Source organism: Winogradskyella sp. KYW1333 (assembly GCF_003335675.1).
In the GTDB taxonomy this organism is placed as follows: domain Bacteria; phylum Bacteroidota; class Bacteroidia; order Flavobacteriales; family Flavobacteriaceae; genus Winogradskyella.
Map to the genome: position 1 here is coordinate 563,099 of NZ_QPHL01000017.1, position 25,377 is coordinate 588,475.

A 25,377-nucleotide genomic window follows, 5' to 3' on the forward strand; every position below is an offset into this window, starting at 1 on the left:
TAATCTTTAGATATTAGGAGGTGCTAAATATGTATTTAGAATGTATAGATTGCGGCTAAAGTAAATGCAGCTAGGTTATCAGTGGCATCCCCGTCACTATCTAAGTATGGCATGGATTCACTCCAAGAATCTAATCTAATTTCTGGTTTAATGATTAAATTATCAACTACATAGCTCCCAGTTAAAGTGAGTGCTAGAACACTTTCTTCAGCTGGATTTGCGTCACCGTGCAAACCAAAATATTCACCTCTTAGACCAATAGAAAAATCATCTGAAGTTGCCAACTGTGGATAAAGAGCAGCGCCATAAAAACCTGAACCATCATTATCGTTATATGCACCATTAATTCCTAAAAAGAAACTATCTGATAAATCAAAACCTCCCGTATAGTCTATTTCGAATCCTAAACCTCCATTATTTCCACTGTCATAATATAAATTAAGATATTGTCCATAAAAACCTAATTGTGCACCAAAACCGTATTCTCCTGTAGCCGACACATTATTCGTATCCCACGGATTAGTTATTGCTAACATTAAGCTTATATCGTCTGACAATGTGAAATCAGCCTTTAAACCCATGTGCGAAAATGGGCCGTTAGAAAATAAATATGAACAACTGTAATTAAAGTTTGCTGCTGGCGCTATAACCTCATATCCTAAAAATGTATTCCATCTACCAAAAGTTAAAGTAGTATTTTCAGATACATTCCAATATACATAGGCTTGATTAACAATACCATCAATTATATCGGAATTGAATGTAGCTCCTGCACCTCTTGGTCCAGTGACCAGATCAACCACTGCACCAACTTTTTTTCCTTCATAACTGAAAATTACATTGGCCATACCCAATGCAAATCCAGTTTGGTCTGCAAAAGCAGTTCCAAAAGATTGATTGCTGTCGTCGGATGCTGTCAGATATGTTTGAAAATAGGCATCAACTGATCCGCTAATTGTAAATTTCTTTTCTTCAGTTTCTTGCGCATTAATTATTAATGCCGTGAAAAGTAATGTTAAAGTAAATAATCGTTTCATAAAATTCATCTTTTATTAGTTAGATGAGCCAAAACTATATAATATTTAAACATAACCCCTAAAAAAAAGGGGTACAAAATTAATTTTTACGAATATAAGATATTTTACCCCTAAAAAATAAAGGGTAAACTAATTTTTATTGATTTTTTTATTGAAATGATAATTAGGATTTTCAATTATTTCTAAAATTTATTCTCATTTAATATTGAATTAATAATAAAACAATATTTTCGCAATCGTTTTCGTAATATTTAGCTGTGTTTTATTAAAAAATCATGATTGAATATTTAGCATTATACGGGCAAAAATTTATCATTTTATCAATTAAAATCTCTTCAATTATCGATATGGGAAAAGTGTTTTCACTTTTTTTTTTATCGAACAACTGCGCCTATATTAGAGGAGTGAATTGTTGTGAAAAACCCTCTAAAATTTTGAATTATGCTGAAGAAACAAGGACTTTATTTACCGGAATTTGAACACGATAATTGTGGTGCAGGATTTATATGTAGTTTAACGGGTAAAAGATCAAATGATATAATCCATAAAGCGTTAGAAATACTTGTAAAACTTGAGCATCGTGGTGCTGTAAGTTCTGATGGGATAACAGGTGATGGCGCTGGTATATTAATAGATATTCCTCACAAGTTTTTTAAGATATTCTGTGAGTTTGAATTACCTGAAACTGGTCAATACGCTGTAGCCAATGTTTTTCTACCCAGAAAAGAAAACCAAAGGCAATATTGTATTGATATTTTTGAAAAGGAAATTGAATCACAGGGTCTAGAATTAATTGGCTGGAGAGATGTTCCGGTTAATAGTGAAATACTTGGTGAAATTGCTAAAACTACAGAGCCGTCAATTAAGCAAATATTCATTGGTAAAGCTGATGAAAAAATGTCCGATAGGGACTTTAATCTTAAATTATTTGCAGCAAGGAAAATTTCTGAACATATCATATACGATTCAAAATTATCAGAAGCTCAATATTTTTATTTACCGAGTCTCTCTACAAAAATTATAATATTTAAAGGTCTTCTTAAGCCAGAACATATAAATGAGTATTATCTAGATTTATTCAATTCGGCATTAGATACGAGGTTAGCTTTGGTGCACCAGCGTTTTTCAACAAATACATTCCCAACATGGGATTTGGCGCAGCCTTTTAGATATATATGTCACAATGGTGAGATAAATACCTTAAGAGGAAATGTTTCTAGAATGTTTTCACGAGAAGAAATCATTAAAAGCGATGCATTTGGTGATGACATTAAGAAAATTATACCAACTGTTTTAAAAGGTAAATCTGATTCTGCAACATTAGATATGGTTGTTGAATTACTTCTAATGACAGGACGTTCTTTACCTGAGGCCATGATGATGTTAGTGCCAGAGGCATGGGAAAAAAACCCTGAGATGTCTGATGCTAAGAAAGCTTTTTATGAATACAATTCCTGTTTAATGGAGCCATGGGATGGTCCTGCTTCCATACCATTTACAGATGGTAATTATATTGGTGCTGTCTTAGATAGAAATGGATTAAGGCCTTCTCGATATACCGTTACAAAAAATGGCAATGTTATAATGTCTTCTGAAACTGGTGTTGTAGATGTAAAACCAGAGAATGTTGAATTTCATGGTCGATTAGAACCTGGTAAAATGTTCTTGGTGGATATGAATGAAGGACGAATAGTTAATGATGAAGAAATTAAAGAGAAAATTGCCAATAAATATCCATACCGAGAGTGGTTGGATAAAAATTTAGTGCATTTAAGAGACCTCTCCGCTAAAAAAGGGCCAATCCTTTATGATGAAATTGATCTTAAAAAACGCGAAGTAATTTTTGGGTATACTCAAGAGGACTTAAACACTATTATCAGGCCAATGGCACAATTGGGCAAGGAACCTATTGGCTCAATGGGTAGTGATACGCCTATTGCTGTTTTATCAGAGCGACCACAATTGGTATATAATTATTTTAAGCAACTGTTTGCACAGGTTACTAATCCACCATTGGATGGTATTAGAGAAGAATTAATAACAGATATAAGTTTAACACTTGGAAGAGACGTTAATATTTTTGACATAAATGATGAGCATTGTAAAAAGCTAAAAATTCAAAACCCTGTTATTTCAAAACACGATTTAGATAAAATTAGAAATTACGATTCTAATCCAGATTTCAAGGTTGAAACTATTTCAATGTTATATGAAGTTAATCGAGGATTAAACGAATTAGAAGTTGCTTTAGAAAAACTTGTGAATCAAGCATCAAAAGCCATTGATGAAGGCATAAATATTATAATCCTTTCAGATAGATATGTCGATGAAAACCATGCTCCAATTCCAGCCTTATTGGCATGTTCATATGTAAACCATGCTTTGCACAAGTTAAAAAAACGTTCTCAGGTTAGTTTAATAATTGAATCTGCTGAACCTCGTGAAGTTCATCATTTTGCCCTGTTATTTGGGTTTGGCGCAAGTGCTGTAAATCCATACATAGTTAACGAAATAGTACAGAAACAAATCAACATTAAAGATGTTACAGATTTAGAATATCTAACGGCAATAAAAAATTACAATAAGGCCATTGGGAAGGGTATTTTAAAGGTGATGAATAAGATTGGTATTTCAACATTAAATTCGTACAGAGCTTCTCAACTTTTTGAATGTATAGGGATCAATACAGCTACAGTTGATAAATATTTTCCAAACACACCAACACGTATTCAAGGTATTGGTTTAAGGGAAATTGAGCAAGAAATTGTTAAACGTCATCGTAAGGCATTTAGGCCAAACCAAACCAATTTAGATATAGAAGTTGGTGGAGATTATAGATGGAGACGTGGACAAGAAAAACATATGTTCAATCCATTAACTATTGCCAAATTACAAGAATCTGTTAGAACTAATAAAGCATCAACTTATAAGGAATACTCTGAGTTAGTTAATAACCAATCTAAGAGTTTAATGACAATAAGAGGTTTGTTTGAGTTTGATAAATTCGATCCAATACCTCTAGAAGAGGTAGAGTCATGGACTGAAATTGTAAAGCGTTTCAAGACAGGAGCAATGTCTTATGGTTCAATTAGTAAAGAGGCTCATGAGAATTTAGCGGTAGCAATGAATAGAATTGGTGGGAAATCTAATTCTGGTGAGGGTGGTGAAGATCAAGAACGTTTTTATAAGAGTTCTCAAGGCGATTGGCGTAATTCTGCAATAAAGCAGGTTGCATCAGGACGTTTTGGTGTTACTTCAAATTATTTGACAAACGCTAATGAGATTCAAATAAAAATAGCCCAAGGAGCAAAACCTGGAGAAGGAGGTCAGTTACCTGGTCCTAAGGTGAATCCTGAAATTGCCAAAACAAGAAATTCTACACCGTATGTAGGATTAATTTCTCCACCACCACATCACGATATTTATTCAATTGAAGATTTATCACAATTGATTTATGATGTTAAATCAGCCAATCGTGAGGCGAGAATTAATGTAAAGTTAGTTTCAGAGGTTGGTGTAGGTACTGTTGCGGCAGGTGTTGCAAAAGCCAAAGCAGATGTTGTTTTAATTTCAGGATTTGATGGTGGTACAGGAGCATCTCCTTTAACGTCATTAAGACATGCAGGCTTACCATGGGAACTTGGTATTGCAGAAGCGCAACAAACCTTGGTAATGAATGATTTAAGAAACAGAATTGTTTTAGAATGCGATGGGCAATTGAAGACTGGTCGAGATGTTGCTATTGCATGTCTATTAGGAGCTGAAGAATTCGGATTTGCCACGGCTCCATTAGTCGCTTCGGGTTGCATTATGATGCGTGTTTGTCATTTAAATACCTGCCCAGTTGGTATAGCGACTCAAAATCCAGAATTGCGTAAAAAGTTCAAAGGAAGACCCGAGCATGTTGTGAATTATATGTATTTCGTGGCTCAAGAGTTGAGAGAAATTATGGCTAAGCTCGGATTTAGAACCGTCAATGAAATGGTAGGTCAGGTTCAAAAATTAAATCGAAATAAAGCGATAGAACATTATAAGGCATCTGGTATAGATTTAACTCCAATTCTTCATAGAGTAGAGGTTTCTGAGGATGTTAAACTTTACAACACAAATCAGCAAGATCATAATCTAGAAACGCATTTAGACTTTCAAATTATTAAAAAAGCTCATCAGGCATTGTTCAGAAGACAACGAACACATCTAAAATTACCAATAACTAATATCGATAGAGCTGTTGGAGCAATTGTGAGTAATGAAATTTCAAAAATTTATGGAGCTCAAGGATTACCTGATGATACCATTAATATTGATTTTGAAGGTTCAGCTGGCCAAAGTTTTGGAGCTTTTACAACCAAGGGTGTAAGTATGACGGTTCACGGCAATACAAATGATTATTTGGGTAAAGGACTTTCGGGTGGTAAACTAACCATAAAGGTTCCTGAGGGATGTACCATTGTGCCACAAGAAAATATAATTACTGGTAATGTTACATTATATGGAGCTACTTCTGGTGAGGTTTATATAAATGGTAAAGCTGGTGAGCGTTTTTGTGTGAGAAATTCTGGCGCTTCCGCCGTTGTAGAAGGGATTGGAGACCATGGTTGTGAGTATATGACAGGAGGTATTGCTGTGATTTTAGGAGATGTAGGTAGAAATTTTGGAGCAGGTATGAGTGGAGGAATTGCATATATTTTAGACAATGATAATTCATTTATTAAAAAATGTAATAGTGCAGATTTAAATATAGATCCAATATCCTCACAAGAGGATGAGAATCAGTTAAAAGTATTAATTGAACATCACTTTGTAGCCACAAGTAGCCCGTTGGCAAAACAAATTTTAACTGAATGGGAAAGCTATGTGCTAAAGTTTAAAAAAGTCTTACCAGAAGAGTATAGGCAAGCACTATTGAGATTAGAGGAAGAACAATTAAAATTAGCGTAAGAAGATGGGAAAGATAACAGGATTTTTAGAGTTTGAACGTCAGAACGAAAGTTACATTGAACCAAAAAAACGAATTAAAAATTATAAAGAGTTTACAGTTCCCTTAGAAGAAAACAAGCTTAAGGATCAAGGTGCGCGTTGCATGGATTGTGGTATACCTTTTTGTCATAGTGGTTGTCCATTGGGAAATCTTATACCAGATTTTAACGACAAGGTTTATAAAGGTAAATGGAAAGAGGCAGCAGAAATACTTCATAAGACTAATAATTTTCCAGAATTTACAGGAAGACTTTGTCCGGCTCCTTGTGAAGAGGCTTGTGTACTTGGCATAAATGAAGATCCTGTGACTATCGAGAATATCGAAAAGAATATTGTTGAAACTGCTTTTGAGGAAGGTTGGATTGTTGCAAATCCACCAGAAAAAAGAACAGGAAAATCAGTTGCTGTAATTGGATCTGGTCCTGCTGGTTTGGCGGCAGCACAACAATTAAATAGAGCTGGTCATACTGTTACGGTTTTTGAGCGAGATGCTAGAATTGGTGGTCTTTTAAGATATGGAATTCCAGATTTTAAAATGGAGAAGTATGTTATTGATAGACGTCTCAAAGTCCTTGAGGAAGAAGGTATTGTCTTTAAAACAAACGCATATGTTGGTGAGAATGTTAAGGCAGATAAATTGAAAGAAGAATTTGATGCCATTATTCTATGTGGTGGTGCAACGGTTAGAAGAAGTATTCCAATTCCTGGTGCAGATTTAAACGGTGTTGTACAAGCCATGGATTTTTTGAAAAAGAATAATGAATTTGTTGATGGTTTGAGGGATTTTGAAGATGTTATTTCTGCCAAGGATAAAAATGTTATTGTTATTGGAGGTGGAGATACTGGATCAGATTGCATAGGAACTTCAAACAGACATGGTGCGAATAAAGTGACCAATTTTGAGATTTTAAGCAAACCAACAGAGGGTAGACCTGCTCATCAACCTTGGCCATATTGGCCAATGAGATTAAAAACCTCCTCTTCACATCAGGAAGGAGTTGAACGCTTTTTTAGTGTATCAACAAAAGCATTTGTTGCTGATGAAAATGGAAATTTAAAAGCACTGAAAACAGTGGAGGTAGAATGGATTTTTAAAGAAGGTGAGCGTCCTCAATTAAAAGAATTACCAGGCACTGAAAAGGAATGGGAATGTGATTTAGCACTATTAGCATTAGGATTTACTGGTGCGGAGAAAACATTGGCTGATCAGTTTGGGTTAGATATGGACTTTAGAACAAATATTAAAGCTACAACAATGGATTATGCCACTAATGTACCTGGAATATTCGTTGCTGGAGATATGAGGAGAGGACAGTCTTTAATAGTTTGGGCTATTTCGGAAGGTAGGCAAGCGGCGTACCATATTGATAAATATTTAATGGGAGAGTCGCATTTGCCACTTAAGGATAATAGCGATTTACCTAGAGTGTAATTATTCTTATATTAGTAATACAAAGAACAAACTGATAGAGAATTATTAGGGTTAGGGCTATTAAATAACTAGTAGAGTTCAAAAAGCATCTGGAGATAGATGCTTTTTTTTAACTTGGAAATTTAGCTTTGATGTCTTCTAAACACAAATTATGTATACTTCCGATATGGGAGTGTTCCTTACCTAAATCTGGTTTGTAATTTCCAGATTGTACTTCATCTCCAATTTGTTTGTAGGCATCTCTAAAACTCATTCCATCCACTACCAAATTGTTTATGCTGTCAACAGTAAATAGGTATTTGTATTTATCATCGTTAAGGTTTATGTCTTTTACAATGACTTGTGCTATAGAATAATTGAAAATATCCAATATATCTTTTATACTTTCAATGGCATCGATCATATTTTCCTTAAGTAGCTGAAAATCTCTGTGATAACCACTTGGTAAGTTGTTTGTAATTAGCAACATTTCGGTATGTAATGCTTGAATTTTATTACACTTCCCTCTAATAAGTTCAAACACATCAGGATTCTTTTTATGTGGCATAATACTACTTCCTGTAGTTAATTCATCTGGAAAACTAATGAAATTGAAATTTTGGCTCATGTATAAACAAACATCCATAGCAAATCTTCCAAGTGTATTACTTAAGCTACCAAGGGCACTCGCCATACAGCGTTCACTTTTACCCCTGCTTAATTGAGCAGCCACAACATTATACTTCAATGTTTTAAATTGGAGTTTATCTGTAGTAATAGTTCTATCAATAGGAAAGGAGCTACCATAGCCTGCTGCTGAACCCAAAGGATTTTGGTCTACAATATTCTTTACTGAATTAAGCAAATAAACATCATCGATTAATAACTCAGCATATGCTGAAAACCATAAACCGAAAGATGATGGCATTGCAACTTGTAAATGAGTATAACCAGGTAATAACTTAGACTTATGAGTTTCTGCTAAAACAATTAATGTATCAAAAAGAGATTTTACTTTTTGATTAATGATATTCAGGCTGTCTTTGTAATATAACTGTAAAGCGACTAAAACTTGATCATTTCTAGATCTCGCAGTATGTATTTTTTTGCCTGTTTCACCTAAGTTTTTAGTGAGCTCGTGCTCAATTTTAGAATGGATATCCTCAAAGGATTCTTCAATTATTAATTGACCTTTTTCTGCGTCTTGATAAAGCTTGTTTAGTTCATTTGTCAACGCAGTTAATTCATAATCATTTACAATACCAATAGAATTTAGCATTATAGCATGGGCTATTGAGGCTTGTATATCATATTTTGCAATGTGCAGATCTATAATTCTGTCCTTGCCAACTGTAAAGTTTTCTATTTTTTTATCTATTGAAAATCCTTTATCCCAAAGTTTCATAATACTCGTTTTAGTAATCCTATATATATTTTAACACCTTCCTCAATTTCTTCTAAATAAATGAATTCATCTGCTGTATGGGATCTTGTACTATCACCAGGCCCAAGTTTTAAAGATGGGCAACTTAAGGTTGCTTGGTCCGATAATGTTGGTGAACCATAGGTTTCTCGACCCAATTCAATTCCGGCTTTAACTAATTCGTGATTCAAGGGTATAGATGAAGAGTTTAATCTAAGACTTCTTGCTTCAATACTGTCACAAGGTGATTTTTTCTTTAAAATTTTAGCGATTTCTTCATTGCTATATTTGTCGTTTACTCTAACATCTATTACAAGATCAACTTCCGAAGGTACTGCATTGTGTTGTTGACCAGCATTAATCTGGGTAACGGTCATTTTCACATTTCCTAGAACTGGTGATTTTCTTTCAAATTGAAAATCTTTAAACCAATTTAAAACGTCAATTGTATTATAAATTGCATTATTTTTATTTGGATGGGCTGCATGGCTCGGTGTACCTTTTACTTTAGCATCAAAAACCACAAGGCCCTTTTCTGCAATAGCCAAGTGCATTTGGGTAGGCTCACCAACAATGGCTACATCAATTTCTGGAATAATAGATAACATACTATTTAAACCATCTGGGCCACTACTTTCTTCTTCTGCAGAGGCCACTATTATGATATTATAATTTAGGTTCTTTTTAGAATAGAAGTATGTAAAACACGCTAAAAGTGAAACAAGGCATCCTCCTGCATCATTACTTCCGAGACCAAATAATTTACCATCTTCTACAATTGCTTTAAATGGATCTTTAGTATAGCCTTTATTTGGTTTTACTGTATCATGGTGAGAATTAAGCAATAAGTTTGGTTTTGATTCATCAAAATATTTATTTGTTGCCCAAACATTGTTTTTGGTTCTCTTATAAGCAATATCGTAGTTTTTAAACCACTTTTCAAGTAAAATCGCTGTATCCTTTTCTTCAGAGGAGAATGAAGGAGTTTCAATGAGGTCTTTTAATAATTCTTTAGCGTCTTGGATTAATTTCTTTATCATTTTACAATGGTTGTATATCCTTTTTTGTTTGTAAATAATTTGTCGTGTTTACCTATGCAAACCTTATCAATATTATGGTTTACGGCATTAATGCAATTACTTATTTTTGGTAGCATACCATCAGTAATTATACCTTCGGATACTAGCTTTTTGAATGAAATAGTATCTATTTGTTCAATTACCGAATCTTCATCATTGATATCTTTTAAAGCACCATTTTTTTCGAAACAATAATAAAGTTCCACATTATAACTATCGGCAAAAGCCATTGCAATTTCCGTTGCAATTGTATCTGCATTTGTGTTAAGTAATTGCCCTTCCTTGTTATGTGTTATTGCACAAAATACGGGAGTGACGTAATTGCTTATTAGAGTTTCAATTATCTCAAAATTCACCTTTTTTACATCACCTACATAACCATAATCAATTTTTAACACAGGTCTTTTGTCAGCTTCGATTGTATTGCCATCTGCACCAGTAAGACCTAGTGCATTGCAGTTAGTTGATTGTAGCTTAGCGACAATGGATTTATTTATTTTACCAGCAAAGACCATTGTTATAATATCTAAAGTGGCTTCATCTGTAATTCTGCGACCTTCAAACATTTTTACAGGAATATCTAAACTTCTTGCCATTTCGGAGGCAATTTTCCCACCACCATGTACTAATATTTTTGGGTCTTCAATTTTTGTAAAAGTCTCCAAGAAATCATCTAGACTTTTTTGGTCATCAATAATGTTACCACCTATTTTTATGACTTTAAGAGATTTCATTATAATTGCTCTAAGATATTTTTTAATACAATTTGTGCTGCAAATGTTCTATTATTTGCTTGTTGAATAACAATAGATTGATCACTATCCAATACATCGTCGTCAACCACAACGTTTCTTCTAACCGGTAGGCAATGCATAAATTTTGCTTGGCCTAACTTTTCTTTGGTAATTTTCCAATTGGTGTCCTGATTTAGAATTTGACCATAATTAGTGTAACTGCTCCAGTTTTTTGCATAAACAAAATCTGCATCTTTTAATGCTTCATTTTGGTTATAAGTAACATTTGAGTCTTTTACTGTTTCAGGATTTAATTCGTATCCCTTTGGGTGAGTAATTGTAAAATCTACATCCATTAATTGCATTGTTTCAATAAATGAATTAGCTACGGCTTGTGGAAGTGCTTTAGGATGTGGTGCCCAGGTTAAAACAACTCTAGGTTTTCTTTTTTCCGTAAATTCTGAAATTGTTATGGCATCAGTTAGCGATTGAAGAGGATGGCCTGTAGCACTTTCCATACTAATAATTGGTACGGTTGCATATTTTATAAAACTTTTCAAAATCAATTCTGATTCATCCTTATTTTTATCGGTCAAAGTTGGAAATGCTCTAATGGCAATTATATCTGCATATTGCGAAATAACATGAGCTGCTTCCTTGATGTGTTCTGTTGAATTCATATTCATCACCGAGCCGTCTTCAAATTCTAATTTCCAAACATTGTTTATATCTAAGGTCATAACTGACATGCCAAGGTTCTTAGCTGCTTTCTCGGTACTCAATCTTGTTCTTAGACTTGAATTGAAAAACAACATCATCAATGTTTTATTTTTACCAATGTCTTGATTTTTGAATGGATCCATTTTCAATAAAATAGCATCCTTAATCGTAGTTTTTAGATCAGATAAGTCTTTTATGTGTGTATAGTGTTTCATATTAATTAAATTCTTTCTGCAAAGCATTAATTAAACTGTCTATATGTTCTTTTTTTATGGTCAAAGGAGGTAATATTCTAAGAAGGTTTGGGTTTTTAGAACTTCCAGTAAAAATGTGATGCTTATAAATAAGTGTTTTTCTTAAGTCGGAAATTGGAAAATCAAATTCTAGCCCTAACATTAATCCTCTCCCTTTTACATTCTTTACTTCAGGTATACTAATGACTGCATTTTGAAGGTGTTTTGAAATTATTAAGGCATTTGTCATTAGGTTTTCTTTCTCAAGTATCTCTAAAACAGCCAATGTTGCGCTACATGCGAGATGATTACCACCAAAGGTTGTACCTAATAAACCATAAGAAGCTTCGATCTTTGGATGAATAAGAATACCACCTACGGGAAAACCGTTACCCATTCCCTTTGCTATAGATATAATATCTGGTTGGATATTGTGTGCTTGAAAGGCAAAAAAATCACCTGTTCTTCCAAAACCAGACTGTACCTCGTCTGCAATGAGCAAGGTATTATATTTTTTACATAGCTTTTCTAGTCCTTGGTAAAAATCTGTTGAACTCTGTTCTAATCCACCTACACCTTGGATACATTCAATGATTACTGCACATGTTTCATTTTCCTTTAAAATATCTTCAACTTTTTCAAGTTCATCAAGTGCAACAAAGTCCACACGTTGCTGTGCATTTACCGGCGCAACTATTTTCTTGTTATCAGTTGCTGCAACCGCAGCAGACGTTCTTCCGTGAAATGAGTTATTAAATGCTAGTAATCTTGATTTCTTATTGTGAAAAGAAGCTAGTTTAATTGCATTCTCATTAGCTTCGGCACCAGAATTACACAAGAATAATTGATAATCTTTACAGCCTGAAATTTCATTTAGTTTCTCAGACAGTTTATTTTGTAATGGATTTTGCACTGAATTGCTGTAAAATCCAATTTTTTCAATTTGATTTTTGATTGAATTCACATATTGTGGGTGTGAATGACCTATGGATATTACGGCGTGGCCTCCATATAAATCAAGATACTTTTTACCATCATCACCATAAACAAAAACATCATTTGCCTTTATAGGTGTTACGTCGTACAATGGATATACATCGAATAAACTCATATTTGTTCTTTTTTGATGGTATTTATTTTCTTAAATGAAGCCACCATTCCTTGTATTAATGAAGAACTTAACCCTTTATGTTCCATTTCATTTAACCCTTCGATAGTGCAACCCATTGGAGTTGTAACTTTGTCTATCTCTTCTTCAGGGTGATTCCCATTTGTGATTAGCAAGTTTGCAGCACCTTCGGATGTATACATTGCTAATTCTTGTGCTTCTTTAGCGTCAAATCCTAATTGAATTGCTGCTTGGGTAGTGGCACGTATTAATCGCATCCAAAAAGCAATTCCGCTTGCACATACAACTGTTGCGGCTTGCATTTGACCTTCTGGAATTACAATTGAATTTCCAAGCCTATTAAATATAGAGATTGCAACCTTAATACGGTTTTCTCCTTTTGCATTGCTGCAAAGACAGGTCATTGATTTACCAACGGCAATAGCTGTATTTGGCATTGCTCTAATTATAAAATTGTCCTCGCCAATTATATTTTCAATTTTGGAAATGCTAAATCCTGTAATGGTAGAAATAATTACATGATTTTCATTTAAAAATGGCTTAATTGAAACTAATATATTTTCTAAATGTGCAGGTTGTACTGCAAGAATCAAGATATCTGAATTCTTTACAGCTTCAATATTGTCCGAAGACAGGCTTACATTTTTGTAACCGTTAAATTCACTTAATTCGTCTAAATTTCTTTTGGTTAAGTATAATGTTGTTATTGCATTATTGATAATAAGTCCGTTTGCTATGGACTTACCTAAATTTCCTGTTCCTATTATTGCGATTTTCATAATTCTTAACTTTAGAAATAATTAGCTTTTAGTTTTAATCCTTCGGATTCGTCAAAACCAAACATCAAATTCATATTTTGAATGGCCTGACCAGAAGCACCTTTAAGCAAATTGTCTATCACACTACTTATTAGGATCGTATTGTTGTGTTTATGCAAGTGAATGATGCATTTATTAGTGTTTACTACTTGTTTAAGATGTATTGGTGAGTTAGAAATAACCGTGAATGGTGCCCTTTCATAATATGACTCGTAAAGATTATATGCCTCCTCTATACTTCCGGTATAATCAGTATATAAAGTTGCATATATACCCCTTGAAAAATTACCTCTATTTGGCATAAATAAAACTTCAGATTTAAAGTTGTTTTGTAACTTTTTTATGTTTTGATTGATTTCACCTAGGTGCTGATGAGTAAAAGGTTTATAGTATGAGAAATTATTGTCTCTCCATGTAAAATGTGTTGTTGCTGATAACGATGTTCCAGCACCAGTAGCTCCAGTAACAGCATTAACATGCAGGTCTGATTGTAATAAACCTGAATTTGCTAATGGAAGAAGTCCCAATTGAATTGCCGTTGCAAAACAGCCTGGATTAGCAATATTAGTTGCGCTTTTTATGGTCTCTTTTTTTAATTCTGGTAATCCATATACAAATGTTTGTCCTTGAAAAACTTCGTCTTTTTCAAGTCTAAAATCATTACTCAGATCAATAATTTTTGTATGTTTTGAGAATTCAGTTTTTGATAAGAACTCTTTGGAGTTACCATGTCCCAAACACAAGAACAAAACATTAATTTCCAGATTAATTACAGATGAAAATTTTAGTTCTGTAGAACCAACAAGATCTTGATGGACTTGGTACACAGAATTACCAGTGTTGGAAGTGCTATAGATAAAATCGATTTTTACCTCCTTGTGGTTTATTAATAACCTTATCAATTCTCCAGCTGTGTAACCAGCTCCTCCTATAATACCTGCTTTAATCATAACTCCAAGTTTGTTAATTGATAAATTTTGTTGGCATTTGCGTTGATTTTTATAAAACCTTTTGCTTCGTCCGCTGTCCAACCGCTATTTTCTTCTCCATAACTTCCAAATTTAGTATTCATTAAGTCATGTTTTGATCTTATACCATTCAAACTAAAATGGTATGGCTTTAAGGTTGCGCTAACCTCTCCAGAGACCATTTTCTGACTACTCTGAAGCATTGCCTCCATATCTCTCATAACAGGATCTAAATATTGCCCTTCGTGTAGGTGCATTCCATAAAAATTAGATATATAATCTTTATGCTGTAACTGCCATTTTGTAAGAGTGTGCTTCTCGAGTAAATGATGTGCCTTTATGATTATCAAAGCCGCAGAGGCTTCAAAACCTACTCTTCCTTTTATGCCAACTATGGTGTCTCCTACATGGATATCTCTCCCAATAGCGTATGATGATGCAATATCATTTAGGATTTCAATATTTTTTTCAGAGTCATTTTGATTTCCATTTATTGCGATTAATTCACCTTTATCAAAAGTTAATATTACTTCTTCCTTACCTTCCTTTTTAAGTTGAGATGGATAGGCCGAATCTGGTAATTGGTGCTCTGAAGTTAAAGTTTCAGCACCTCCAACACTAGTACCCCAGAGACCCTTATTCACAGAGTATTTTGCCTTTTCCCACGATATATCAATACCATTTTCAATGAGATATTTAATTTCCTCTTGTCTTGATAGTTGTTGGTCTCTAATTGGCGTTATGATTTTGATATTTGGAGCAAGGGTTTGAAAGATCATATCAAATCTTACTTGGTCGTTACCAGCACCTGTACTACCGTGTGCAATGAATTCTGCACCTATATTTTTAGCATATTCAATTATTTCGATGGCTTGTATAATTCGTTCTGCACTAACTGATAATGGATACGTATTATTCTTTAGTACATTGCCAAAAATTAAATATTTAATGACCTTGTTGTAGTAAGTTTTAATGGCATCAATATTCGTATAAGTAGAAACGCCCATTTTATAGGCATTAGATTCAATCTCCTTGATTTCTTCATCTGTAAATCCACCAGTATTTACTGAAACTGCATGAACTTCATAACCAGCTTTACTTAAACTAAGTGCGCAATAAGATGTATCTAATCCACCACTAAATGCTATGACTAACTTTTTCATTTTTTATCTTTTTTTAAAAGGATGGTCTGTTTTATGTTTTTTAATCTTGTCCATACTTTTTTATCGTAATTATGTTTTTGTTCTTTTTCGTTTAATTCTTTTGCTGGATCATATAGCATTCCAGTACATAGACACATTTTTTGTTCGGTACGTTGTAAAACGTCGTAGTTTTTACATGTTTGACAACCATCCCAAAAACTTTGATCATCTGTAAGCTCTGAAAAAGTAACTGGTTTATATCCAAGTTCACTATTCATTTTCATAACCGCGAGACCTGTTGTTATGCTAAATACTTTTGAATCTGGGAATTTATTCCTTGAATGTTGAAATACTACCTTTTTTATTTTTTTTGCCAGCCCTATTTTTCTGTAATCTGGATGTACAATTAAGCCTGAGTTTGCAACAAATTTTCCATGCCCCCAGGATTCTATATAACAGAATCCTGCAAATTTTTCGTCATCTAATGCTATAACAGCATTGCTGTTAATAATTTTTTTGATAATGTATTCAGGTTTTCTCTTTGCAATACCAGTTCCTCTAACCTTTGCAGCTTCAGCAATTGTTTCACAGATGATTTCTGCGTAAATACTATGTGATTTGTTTGCAATAACAATTTGCATTGTAATTGAATTTGAATTAAAGAATTTATTGTAATTATTGTTTTGAAAACGAAACCGGACTCACCTTAGTTCCAAGAATGAATGCATACCCTTACGGGCGACGTGATAAAATACGGCGAATCAACAAATGGTTAACTTTCGAGATGATTGTGATTAATGATTGATATGTAAAACTTGAATTGTGCACAATAAAAAATAATTTATTAATAGAGGATTGAGTTGCTAAACAGAATATTAGCGACAGCGGAATGCAGTAGTAGTCCTAAAGGGGATGCGGTCTCTATTGAAATTGAACTGTACAATCATAGTACTAAACTACATATTATATTTTTAAAGACAATACTTAAAAGAAACATTTTAATTAAAATTATGAATTTGTAAATTATTCATAATAAATATTGTTAAAATCATATTATAACCTATAGATTAAAGAATATAATCTGTACTCACAAAGTTTGATGCTTTTGAGTCTAATAGCTCTTTAAGTATTTCATTGTTGTATTCATTGTCTTTAGATGCAACAAATGTTCTAATTGAAAATGATCTAAGTGCATCACGAACACTTAAGGTTGCGACAGCAGAATCTTTTCTACCGGTAAAAGGATACACATCTGGTCCTCTTTGGCAAGAACTGTTTAAATTGACACGACAAACGAGATTAACTAAGGTGTCTATTAATGGCGCGAGAGTTTTGGTCTCTTTTCCAAATAAGCTTACTTGTTGCCCATAGTTTGAGGATGCCATGTCGTCCAATGGCTCCTCAATATCATTAAAAGGAATTATTGGAATTATTGGTCCAAACTGTTCCTCTTGACAAACACGCATTCCGTTGTTAGATGGGTACATAATAGCAGGGAAGATGTAGTTTTCTGTTGTTTCTCCCCCCTTGTTATTAATTATTTGAGCACCATTGTCAATAGCATCATCAATTAATTCTTGAATGTATGCAGGTTTATTTGGCTCGGGAAGAGGTGTGAGTTGAGCTCCTTCATCCCAGGGATTGCCAAACTTTAAATTATCAATTTTTTCAGAAAAACGCTTATTGAATTCATCAACAATATCTTTATGAACATAAAGTACTTTCAATGCTGTACAACGCTGGCCATTAAATGATGTCGTTCCATTAATACACTCTTGAATAGCTAGTCCGAGATCTGCATCTGGTAAAATAATCGCGGGATTATTGGCCTCCAATCCCAATACCATTCTTAACCTATTGCTTTTGGGGTGCACATCTTGTAAAGCATTAGCTGAATTACTATGGCCAATTAAGGCTAAAACATCAACGCGACCATCCTTCATTATTGGTGTTGCTACAGTGCGACCTCTACCAAAAAGTATATTTACTACACCTTTAGGAAAACTATTTTGGAATGCCTCAATAAGAGGTGTTAACAATAGCACACCATATTTTGCAGGCTTAAAAATTGCTGTATTACCCATCATTAATGCTGGAATGAGTAAAGCAAAAGTTTCATTTAAAGGATAATTATAAGGGCCTAAACAAAGCACTACACCAAGAGGACCTCTTCTTATATGTGCATGAACGCCACCTTGCTTTTGAAACTTTGCACTATTGCGATCCATCTGTTTGTAATCTTCAATAGTATCATAAATATATTCAACTGTTCTATCAAATTCTTTTTCAGAATCAGGCAGATTTTTACCAATTTCCCACATAAGTAATTTCACCACTTCCTTACGTTTAGTCTTCATTTGCCGAACAAATTTTTCCATACATGAAATTCTGTCGGCAACCTTCATCGTGGGCCACAGTCCTTTACCTTTACCATAAGCATCTGAAGCTGCATCCAATGCCATTAGCGCTTCTTTTTCAGTTAATACAGGAATACTGCCTAAAAGTGTTGGTTGATAGTCTCCAGTTGAAGAAATGGTAGAGTAAATATTGGAGGTATCACCTCCCCATTCTACTAATTCTCCATTTAAAAGATAAGTAGTCTGATGAATTAATTTATTTATTCTAAACTTTTCTGGAATTTCGATGAAAGAAGATGTCATAACAGTTTATTTAAAAATGTTGAAGTTACGATAAAGCTCAAATACAATAGGTTAATCAAATGTTAAGTTACACCAAAAATTGAAATAAGTCAGGTTTGTCATTTAGATAGTCTCCATAAAAATTATATAGCTTCATTTTTGTAATCAATGGTTTTAAATCCTCTGGAGATTTTAATTGCAAACCAACTACAGCTGCGCCATTTTCACGATTGGTCTTTTTGGTATATTCAAAATGAGTAATATCATCTGTTGGTCCTAGAATTTCAGCAACAAATTCGCGTAAAGCTCCAGATCGCTGAGGGAATTTAATTATGAAATAGTGTTTAAGATTAGCATATAATAAGGCGCGTTCCTTTATTTCTGCTGTTCTTGTAATATCATTGTTACTACCACTAATTATACAAACCACATTTTTGCCTTTGATATACTCCTTGTATTGCTCTAAACCTGAAAGGCTTAATGCACCTGCTGGTTCAACAACAATTGCATCTTTGTTATAAAGATCTAATATGGTTTGACAAATTTTTCCTTCGTCTACCGTTATAACATCATGCAATGTTTCTTTGCAGATAGTAAAATTCAAATCACCGACTCGTTTAACAGCTGCTCCATCAACAAAGTTTTCAATTGATTTTAATTCTGTATTTCTATTATTTTTTATTGATGTTAGCATCGATGGAGCACCCTTTGGTTCAACACCAATAATTTTGGTCTGTGGCGACAACACTGCAAATACTGAAGATAAACCAGCTGATAATCCACCACCACCAATAGGTACCAACACATAATCGATTGGGTGTGATTTAAATTGATCTATTATCTCCAAACCAACCGTGGCTTGTCCTTCAATTACCTTTTCATCGTTGAAGGGATGAATAAAGGTCTTATTCAATTTTTCACATTCTTCAATTGCAGCGTTATAGGCATCATCAAATGTATCACCAATTAAAACCACATTTATATAGTCTTCACCAAACATTTTTACCTGCTGAATTTTCTGGTTAGGTGTTGGAGCAGGCATAAAAATTGTGCCTTTTATTTTTAATAGTTTACATGAAAGCGCTACGCCTTGAGCATGATTTCCAGCGCTGGCACAAACAATTTCATTTTCTATTTGAGTACTACTCAAGGATGAAATTTTATTATAAGCACCTCTGATTTTATATGAACGTACTTCTTGTAGATCTTCTCTCTTGAAATAGATATTAGCATCAAAATGCTTAGAATATCTTGCATTCTTCATTAGAGGAGTTACATTGGCAATACCATGTAGTTTTTCAGCAGCTGTTTCAACAGCCTCTAAAGAGGGTTTATATGTTGTGTCGGTTTGTTTCATCCAAAATGCAGTAATTACATCTTAGCAATTTATGCTAAAACGGAATCCTCAACAGATGTAGTTTTAATAACTTTCATTGCTGTCATGGCTGTACGTAATCTTTGACCAACTTCTTCAATAGGGTGATTTCTGATTGCATCATTTACAGCAATTAATTCTACATTATCTATAGCGTTTGTATTTGAATATGGTTTGCCTATTACTGATAAATCAACAGTTTTCATAAAGTCAGCTAATAATGGTTTACAAGCATGATCAAATAAATAACAGCCATACTCTGCAGTATCAGAAATTACACGATTCATTTCGAATAGTTTCTTACGTGCAATAGTATTTGCAATTAATGGTAATTCATGTAGTGACTCATAGTAAGCAGAATCTTCTATTATACCTGCACTTACCATAGTTTCAAATGCTAATTCTACACCAGACTTAACAAATGCCACTAATAAGGTGCCGTTATCAAAATATTCTTGCTCTGTAATGTGATCTGACGTTAAAGTAGTTTTTTCGAAAGCTGTTTCACCTGTTGCCTCGCGCCATTTTAATAAATTAACATCATCATTAGCCCAATCTTCCATCATGGTTTTTGAAAAATGACCAGAGATAATGTCATCCATATGTTTTTCAAATAATGGACGCATAATTCCCTTGAGTTCTTCGGATATTTCAAAGGCTTTAATCTTAGCTGGATTAGATAATCTATCCATCATGTTGGTGATGCCTCCATGTTTAAGTGCTTCAGTAATTGTTTCCCAACCAAATTGAATTAGTTTTGCGGCATATCCAGGTTCAATACCTTCTTCTACCATTTTATTAAAGGATAAAATAGCTCCTGTTTGTAACAATCCACATAAGATAGTTTGTTCACCCATTAGATCTGATTTTACTTCAGCAATAAATGAAGATTCTAATACACCAGCTCTATGACCACCTGTTGCCACAGCGTAAGCCTTCGCTTGAGTCCAGCCCTTTCCTTCTGGATCATTTTCTGGATGAACCGCTGTAAGTGTTGGCACACCAAATCCTCGCTTATATTCTTCTCTAACTTCTGTTCCTGGACATTTAGGAGCAACCATGATTACCGTAAGGTCTTCACGGATATTCATTCCTTCTTCAACAATATTAAATCCATGAGAATAACTTAATGTCGCCCCTTTTTTCATAAGTGGCATTACAGACTTTACAACGTTTGTATGTTGCTTATCTGGTGTTAAATTAAGTACCACATCTGCAGTTGGGATTAATTCTTCATATGTCCCTACGTTAAACTCATTTGAGGTTGCATTTTTATAAGAAGCCCTTTGTTCTTTAATTGCAGCTGGTCTTAATGCATAAGAAATATCCAATCCAGAATCTCTCATGTTTAATCCCTGATTGAGACCTTGTGCTCCACAACCAATAATTACGATTTTTTTACCTTTTAATGCATCAACGCCATCTTCAAATTCTGAAGCATCCATAAAACGGCATTTTCCTAATTGTTCTAATTGTTTCCTTAGTGGTAAGGTGTTAAAATAATTTGACATTTTCTTTTTGTTTTAATGTTGAAATGCTTCTAGCATTTTTGATATTTCCATTTGATTTTTTGTAACCGCTATACGTCCAGAGCGCATAAATTGCATGATACCAAATGCACTTAACTCCCTATATAGTAAATCTATTTCTTGTTTTCTGCCTGATTTTTCTAGAACAAAAAACTCTTTGTTTACCGTGACAATTCTAGCGTTACTTTCTTTAATGATATTTTGAATCTGACGTTCTTCAAACAACAAATCAGATTTAATTTTAAACATTGCAGATATTTGATAGATTGTTTCTTCGTCTGTATGATAGTATGCTTTTATTACTTCGACCTGTCGCTCTAATTGCCCAATGATTTTTTTCATTTGATCTTCAGTAATATCCACTACAAGAGTAAATCTCGACACGCCTTCAATTTCTGATATAGAAGTATTTAAACTCTCTACATTGATATGTCTTCTTTGGAATATTGCTGAAATCCTATTCAGCAATCCAATATTATTTTCAGTATAAATTGATACTGTAAAATGTTTTATTTCTTTATCCATAATTATGCTAATCTTATATCTGAAACTGTTGCACCTGATGGTATCATTGGAAACACATTATCCTCTTTTTCCACGCATACTTCTAGGAAATATGGTTCTTTACTGGCTACCATTTCTGCAACAGCACCTGCAAGTTCTTCACGTTTTGTAACCCGTTTTGCATTTAGATAATATCCTTTTGCAATAGCAACAAAGTCTGGATTGACCATTTCTGTAGATGCATACCGTTTATCGAAAAATAACTGTTGCCATTGTCTTACCATACCTAAGAAATCATTGTTTAGAACTACAACCTTAACAGCAACTTTTTGTTGAAAGATGGTGCCCAACTCTTGTATGGTCATTTGGTATCCGCCATCGCCACAGATTGAAATAACTTCTCTTTCTGGAGCAGCCATTTTAGCACCAATTGCAGCAGGTAGACCAAAGCCCATGGTGCCAAGTCCACCTGAGGTGATGTTACTTTTGGTTTGATTAAACTCCGCATAACGACAAGCGACCATTTGGTGCTGGCCAACATCGCTGACTATAGCAGCCTGTCCTTTGGTTTGCGTATTAATTTCTTTTAATACTTCACCCATGGTAAGACCTTCCTTGGTAGGGTATAAATCTTTCTTAATTACTTTTTCAAATTCAATCTTATAAAGATCTTTAAATTTCTGATACCACTCTATATGAGTGTTTTCCTTTAGAAGTGGAAGTAATTTTTCAAGACTGTCTTTTGCATCTCCTAAAACAGCTACATCGGTCTTTACATTTTTATCAACTTCAGCAGGGTCAATTTCAAAATGAATAATTTTAGCCTGTTTAGCATATGTCGCTAAATTACCAGTAACACGATCGTCAAATCGCATACCTATTGCGATAAGAACATCACATTCGTTAGTGAGTACATTTGGTGCATAGTTTCCATGCATACCAACCATTCCAACATTTAATGGATGAGATGTAGGTATAGCCGAAACGCCTAAAATGGTCCAAGCAGATGGTATTCCTGCCTTTTCAATAACAGCTTTAAATTCTTTTTCTGCTTTTCCTAGAATGACACCTTGACCCCAAACTATTAATGGTTTTTTTGCCTCATTAATCAATTTTGCAGCCTCAACAAGCGAGTTTTCATCAGTTTTAGGTACGGGTTTGTAACTTCTAATACCTTTACATTTTTCATAATTAAAATCAAACTCTTCAAACTGAGCGTCTTTTGTTATATCAATTAAAACAGGACCAGGTCTGCCACTCTTCGCAATGTAAAATGCCTTTGCTAAAACTTCTGGGATTTCAGATGCTTTTGTTATTTGATGATTCCATTTAGTTACTGGTGTAGATATACCAACAATATCTGTTTCTTGAAACGCATCACTTCCTAAAAGATGAGATGGTACTTGGCCTGTAATACAAACTAAAGGTGTAGAATCAATTTGAGCATCTGCAATACCAGTAATTAAATTTGTTGCTCCAGGACCGGAAGTTGCAATGGCAACACCAACATCTCCAGAAATTCTGGCATACCCTTGAGCTGCGTGTGTAGCACCTTGCTCATGTCTAGTTAATACATGATGGATCTTATCCTGGTATTTATAAAACTCGTCATATAAAGGCATGATGGCACCACCTGGATAACCATAAACAGTTTTCACATTTTCTTCTAACAAGCATTTAACAATGGCTTCGCTCCCTGTTATACGAACAGAAGCATCATCCTTTTGTGCTTTGTTTTTTAGAGTTTGCGTTTCTTTCATAGTATTCGTTTCGGTATTCTAGAGTTAAGCTAGATAACTATTGTTTTAAAATTCATCAGTTACACAACCTTTAGAGGCTGAGGCTACAATTTTTGAGTATTTGTGTAAAATTCCCTTTTTATGTTTTGGTTTTGGCGCCATCCATTTTTGTTTTCGTTTGGCTAACTCTTCTTCAGGGAGAATAACGTTTATAGAGTTGCTTTCAGCACTTATTCTTATTTTATCACCAGTTTCAATAAGTGCAATGTTTCCACCTAATTGCGCTTCAGGAGTTATATGACCAACTACAAAACCATGCGTTCCGCCAGAGAACCTTCCATCGGTAATTAAAGCTACAGATTTACCTAGGCCTGCTCCCATTATAAGTGAAGTAGGCTTTAACATTTCTGGCATTCCAGGACCTCCTTTTGGTCCAACATATCTTATAACGACTACATTACCTTTACTAACTTCACCATTCGAAATTCCAGTATTGGCTTCTTGTTCACTATCATAAACCACTGCTTTACCTTCAAAAAGCAAACCTTCTTTCCCTGAAATTTTTGCTACAGCACCTTCTGAAGCTAAATTGCCATAAAGAATTTGAATATTTCCAGATGATTTTAAGGCTTTGTCTGTCGGAAAAACAACATCTTGATCTTCAAATTCAATAGCCTCGACTTCAGCTAAGTTTTCTGCCAGTGTTTTTCCGGTAACAGTTAAACAGTCACCGTGCAAATAGCCTTTTTCTAGCAAGTATTTCATAATTGCAGGTGTTCCACCTACGGTATGAACATCTTCCATGAGGTATTTACCAGAAGGTTTCAAGTCTGCAATTAGTGGTGTTCTGTCACTGACACGTTGAAAATGATCTAAACTAAAATCAATATCGGCCGCATGTGCTATCGCTAAAAAGTGCAATACTGCATTTGTGGAGCCACCAAGTGCGTTCACCAACGCAATAGCATTTTCTATAGATTTTTTTGAGATTATATCTAAGGGTTTTATATCCTTTTCAAGTAAGTTTCTGATGGCTCTTGCATGCCTTTCAGCTTCAGAAAGTTTATTTGGGTTTTCTGCCGGAATCGATGAATTATATGGTAAGGCAAAACCCATACATTCAATCGCAGATGCCATTGTATTCGCAGTATACATTCCGCCACAAGCTCCAGCTCCAGGAATGGCTCTTTTTATAATTTCTCGATATTCAGTTTCATCAATTTCACCAGCAACTTTTTGTCCTAAGGCCTCAAACGCAGAGACAATATTTAGTTTTCTTCCTTTGTAATTTCCAGAAGCTATTGTGCCACCATACATCATAATTGATGGTCTGTTTAGACGTAGCATAGATATTACTGCACCTGGCATGTTTTTATCACATCCTACAATGGCAATAAGTGCATCGTAACTTTGAGCATTCATTACGGTTTCAATTGAATCTGCAATTATATCTCGTGAAACCAATGAATAATTCATCCCTGAAGTTCCCATTGAAATACCGTCTGACACTCCAATAGTATTAAATCCTAGACCTACCATATTGGCAATGCTACATTCAATTTTAACCTCGTCTTTTAAGCTATTTAAATGCATATTACAAGGATTGCCATCATAACCTGTACTTGCAATACCTACTTGGGCTTTTTGCATATCTTCATCGTTGAATCCAACGGCATAGAGCATTGCTTGTGAAGCTGGTTGCGAATCGTCTTGAGTAAGTCTACTACTATGTTTATTTAATTGACTCATAAGAATCTGGTATGCATAATGTGTTTACAGTACACTAAATTACTTTTTGCACTTTTCCCTTAGATTAAGCAATTCTAGTTTGTAGCTAAAGTCAGAGTACTTTAGAGTTATTTAAAATACTGTTAATCAGGTATATAAGTCAATAATTATATGATGTTCAAATGAGTT

General features: G+C 34.2%; 18 protein-coding genes. 2 read left to right on the forward strand and 16 right to left on the reverse strand.

Annotation, left to right across the window (positions count from 1 at the left end):
• Positions 1-35: 35 nt before the first annotated feature.
• Positions 36-1,037: an outer membrane beta-barrel protein gene (locus tag DUZ96_RS12325; RefSeq protein ID WP_114302361.1), complete on the reverse strand. Its 1,002-nt coding sequence runs from the start codon at positions 1,035-1,037 to the stop codon at positions 36-38.
• Positions 1,038-1,478: 441 nt separating this feature from the next.
• On the opposite strand from DUZ96_RS12325, the gene gltB reads away from it, so the two are divergent.
• Together gltB and DUZ96_RS12335 are read left to right on the forward strand one after the other, a co-directional pair.
• The gene (gene gltB / locus DUZ96_RS12330) at positions 1,479-5,978 is read left to right on the forward strand and encodes a glutamate synthase large subunit (RefSeq protein ID WP_114302232.1); all 4,500 of its coding nucleotides are present in this window, start codon (positions 1,479-1,481) and stop codon (positions 5,976-5,978) included.
• 4 nt (positions 5,979-5,982) lie between these two features.
• Positions 5,983-7,449: a glutamate synthase subunit beta gene (locus tag DUZ96_RS12335; protein ID WP_114302233.1), complete on the forward strand. Its 1,467-nt coding sequence runs from the start codon at positions 5,983-5,985 to the stop codon at positions 7,447-7,449.
• A 109-nt stretch (positions 7,450-7,558) separates the two neighbouring features.
• Here DUZ96_RS12335 and argH read toward each other — a convergent pair whose 3' ends face one another.
• From argH to ilvD, 15 genes are all read right to left on the reverse strand, one after another.
• A complete protein-coding gene (gene argH / locus DUZ96_RS12340) occupies positions 7,559-8,833 on the reverse strand; it encodes an argininosuccinate lyase (RefSeq protein WP_114302234.1) in 1,275 nt (424 codons plus the stop codon).
• Positions 8,830-9,891 (reverse strand): M20 family metallo-hydrolase, encoded by a 1,062-nt coding sequence (locus tag DUZ96_RS12345; protein WP_114302235.1) that lies wholly within the window; start codon positions 9,889-9,891, stop codon positions 8,830-8,832. Before DUZ96_RS12345 ends, argH begins: the two co-directional genes overlap by 4 nt.
• Positions 9,888-10,664, reverse strand: a complete 777-nt coding sequence (gene argB, locus DUZ96_RS12350; RefSeq protein WP_181855283.1) for an acetylglutamate kinase — start codon at positions 10,662-10,664, stop codon at positions 9,888-9,890. The genes DUZ96_RS12345 and argB overlap by 4 nt, the downstream gene beginning before the upstream one ends.
• Entirely contained in the window at positions 10,664-11,599 is a 936-nt protein-coding gene (locus DUZ96_RS12355; protein ID WP_114302237.1) for an N-acetylornithine carbamoyltransferase, read from the reverse strand. Before DUZ96_RS12355 ends, argB begins: the two co-directional genes overlap by 1 nt.
• Position 11,600: 1 nt before the next feature.
• Positions 11,601-12,728, reverse strand: a complete 1,128-nt coding sequence (locus tag DUZ96_RS12360; RefSeq protein ID WP_114302238.1) for an aspartate aminotransferase family protein — start codon at positions 12,726-12,728, stop codon at positions 11,601-11,603.
• On the reverse strand, positions 12,725-13,525 hold the full coding sequence (gene proC / locus DUZ96_RS12365; RefSeq protein ID WP_114302239.1) for a pyrroline-5-carboxylate reductase: 801 nt from the start codon (positions 13,523-13,525) through the stop codon (positions 12,725-12,727). The genes DUZ96_RS12360 and proC overlap by 4 nt, the downstream gene beginning before the upstream one ends.
• A gap of 11 nt (positions 13,526-13,536) precedes the next feature.
• A complete protein-coding gene (argC, locus tag DUZ96_RS12370; protein WP_114302240.1) occupies positions 13,537-14,514 on the reverse strand; it encodes an N-acetyl-gamma-glutamyl-phosphate reductase in 978 nt (325 codons plus the stop codon).
• Complete coding sequence (locus DUZ96_RS12375) at positions 14,511-15,695, reverse strand: argininosuccinate synthase (RefSeq protein WP_114302241.1); 1,185 nt, start codon at positions 15,693-15,695, stop codon at positions 14,511-14,513. The genes argC and DUZ96_RS12375 overlap by 4 nt, the downstream gene beginning before the upstream one ends.
• A complete protein-coding gene (locus tag DUZ96_RS12380; RefSeq protein WP_114302242.1) occupies positions 15,692-16,315 on the reverse strand; it encodes a GNAT family N-acetyltransferase in 624 nt (207 codons plus the stop codon). Before DUZ96_RS12380 ends, DUZ96_RS12375 begins: the two co-directional genes overlap by 4 nt.
• Positions 16,316-16,741: 426 nt before the next feature.
• The gene (locus tag DUZ96_RS12385) at positions 16,742-18,334 is read right to left on the reverse strand and encodes an NADP-dependent glyceraldehyde-3-phosphate dehydrogenase (RefSeq protein ID WP_114302243.1); all 1,593 of its coding nucleotides are present in this window, start codon (positions 18,332-18,334) and stop codon (positions 16,742-16,744) included.
• A 67-nt stretch (positions 18,335-18,401) separates the two neighbouring features.
• On the reverse strand, positions 18,402-19,670 hold the full coding sequence (gene ilvA, locus DUZ96_RS12390; RefSeq protein ID WP_114302244.1) for a threonine ammonia-lyase: 1,269 nt from the start codon (positions 19,668-19,670) through the stop codon (positions 18,402-18,404).
• 29 nt (positions 19,671-19,699) lie between these two features.
• Positions 19,700-21,199, reverse strand: a complete 1,500-nt coding sequence (gene ilvC / locus DUZ96_RS12395) for a ketol-acid reductoisomerase (RefSeq protein WP_114302245.1) — start codon at positions 21,197-21,199, stop codon at positions 19,700-19,702.
• 12 nt (positions 21,200-21,211) lie between these two features.
• Positions 21,212-21,742, reverse strand: a complete 531-nt coding sequence (gene ilvN / locus DUZ96_RS12400) for an acetolactate synthase small subunit (protein ID WP_114302246.1) — start codon at positions 21,740-21,742, stop codon at positions 21,212-21,214.
• 2 nt (positions 21,743-21,744) lie between these two features.
• On the reverse strand, positions 21,745-23,481 hold the full coding sequence (gene ilvB, locus DUZ96_RS12405) for a biosynthetic-type acetolactate synthase large subunit (protein WP_114302247.1): 1,737 nt from the start codon (positions 23,479-23,481) through the stop codon (positions 21,745-21,747).
• 45 nt (positions 23,482-23,526) lie between these two features.
• Positions 23,527-25,209, reverse strand: coding sequence for a dihydroxy-acid dehydratase (gene ilvD / locus DUZ96_RS12410; protein ID WP_114302248.1), 1,683 nt, complete (start codon positions 25,207-25,209; stop codon positions 23,527-23,529).
• Between the last annotated feature and the right edge of the window lie 168 nt (positions 25,210-25,377).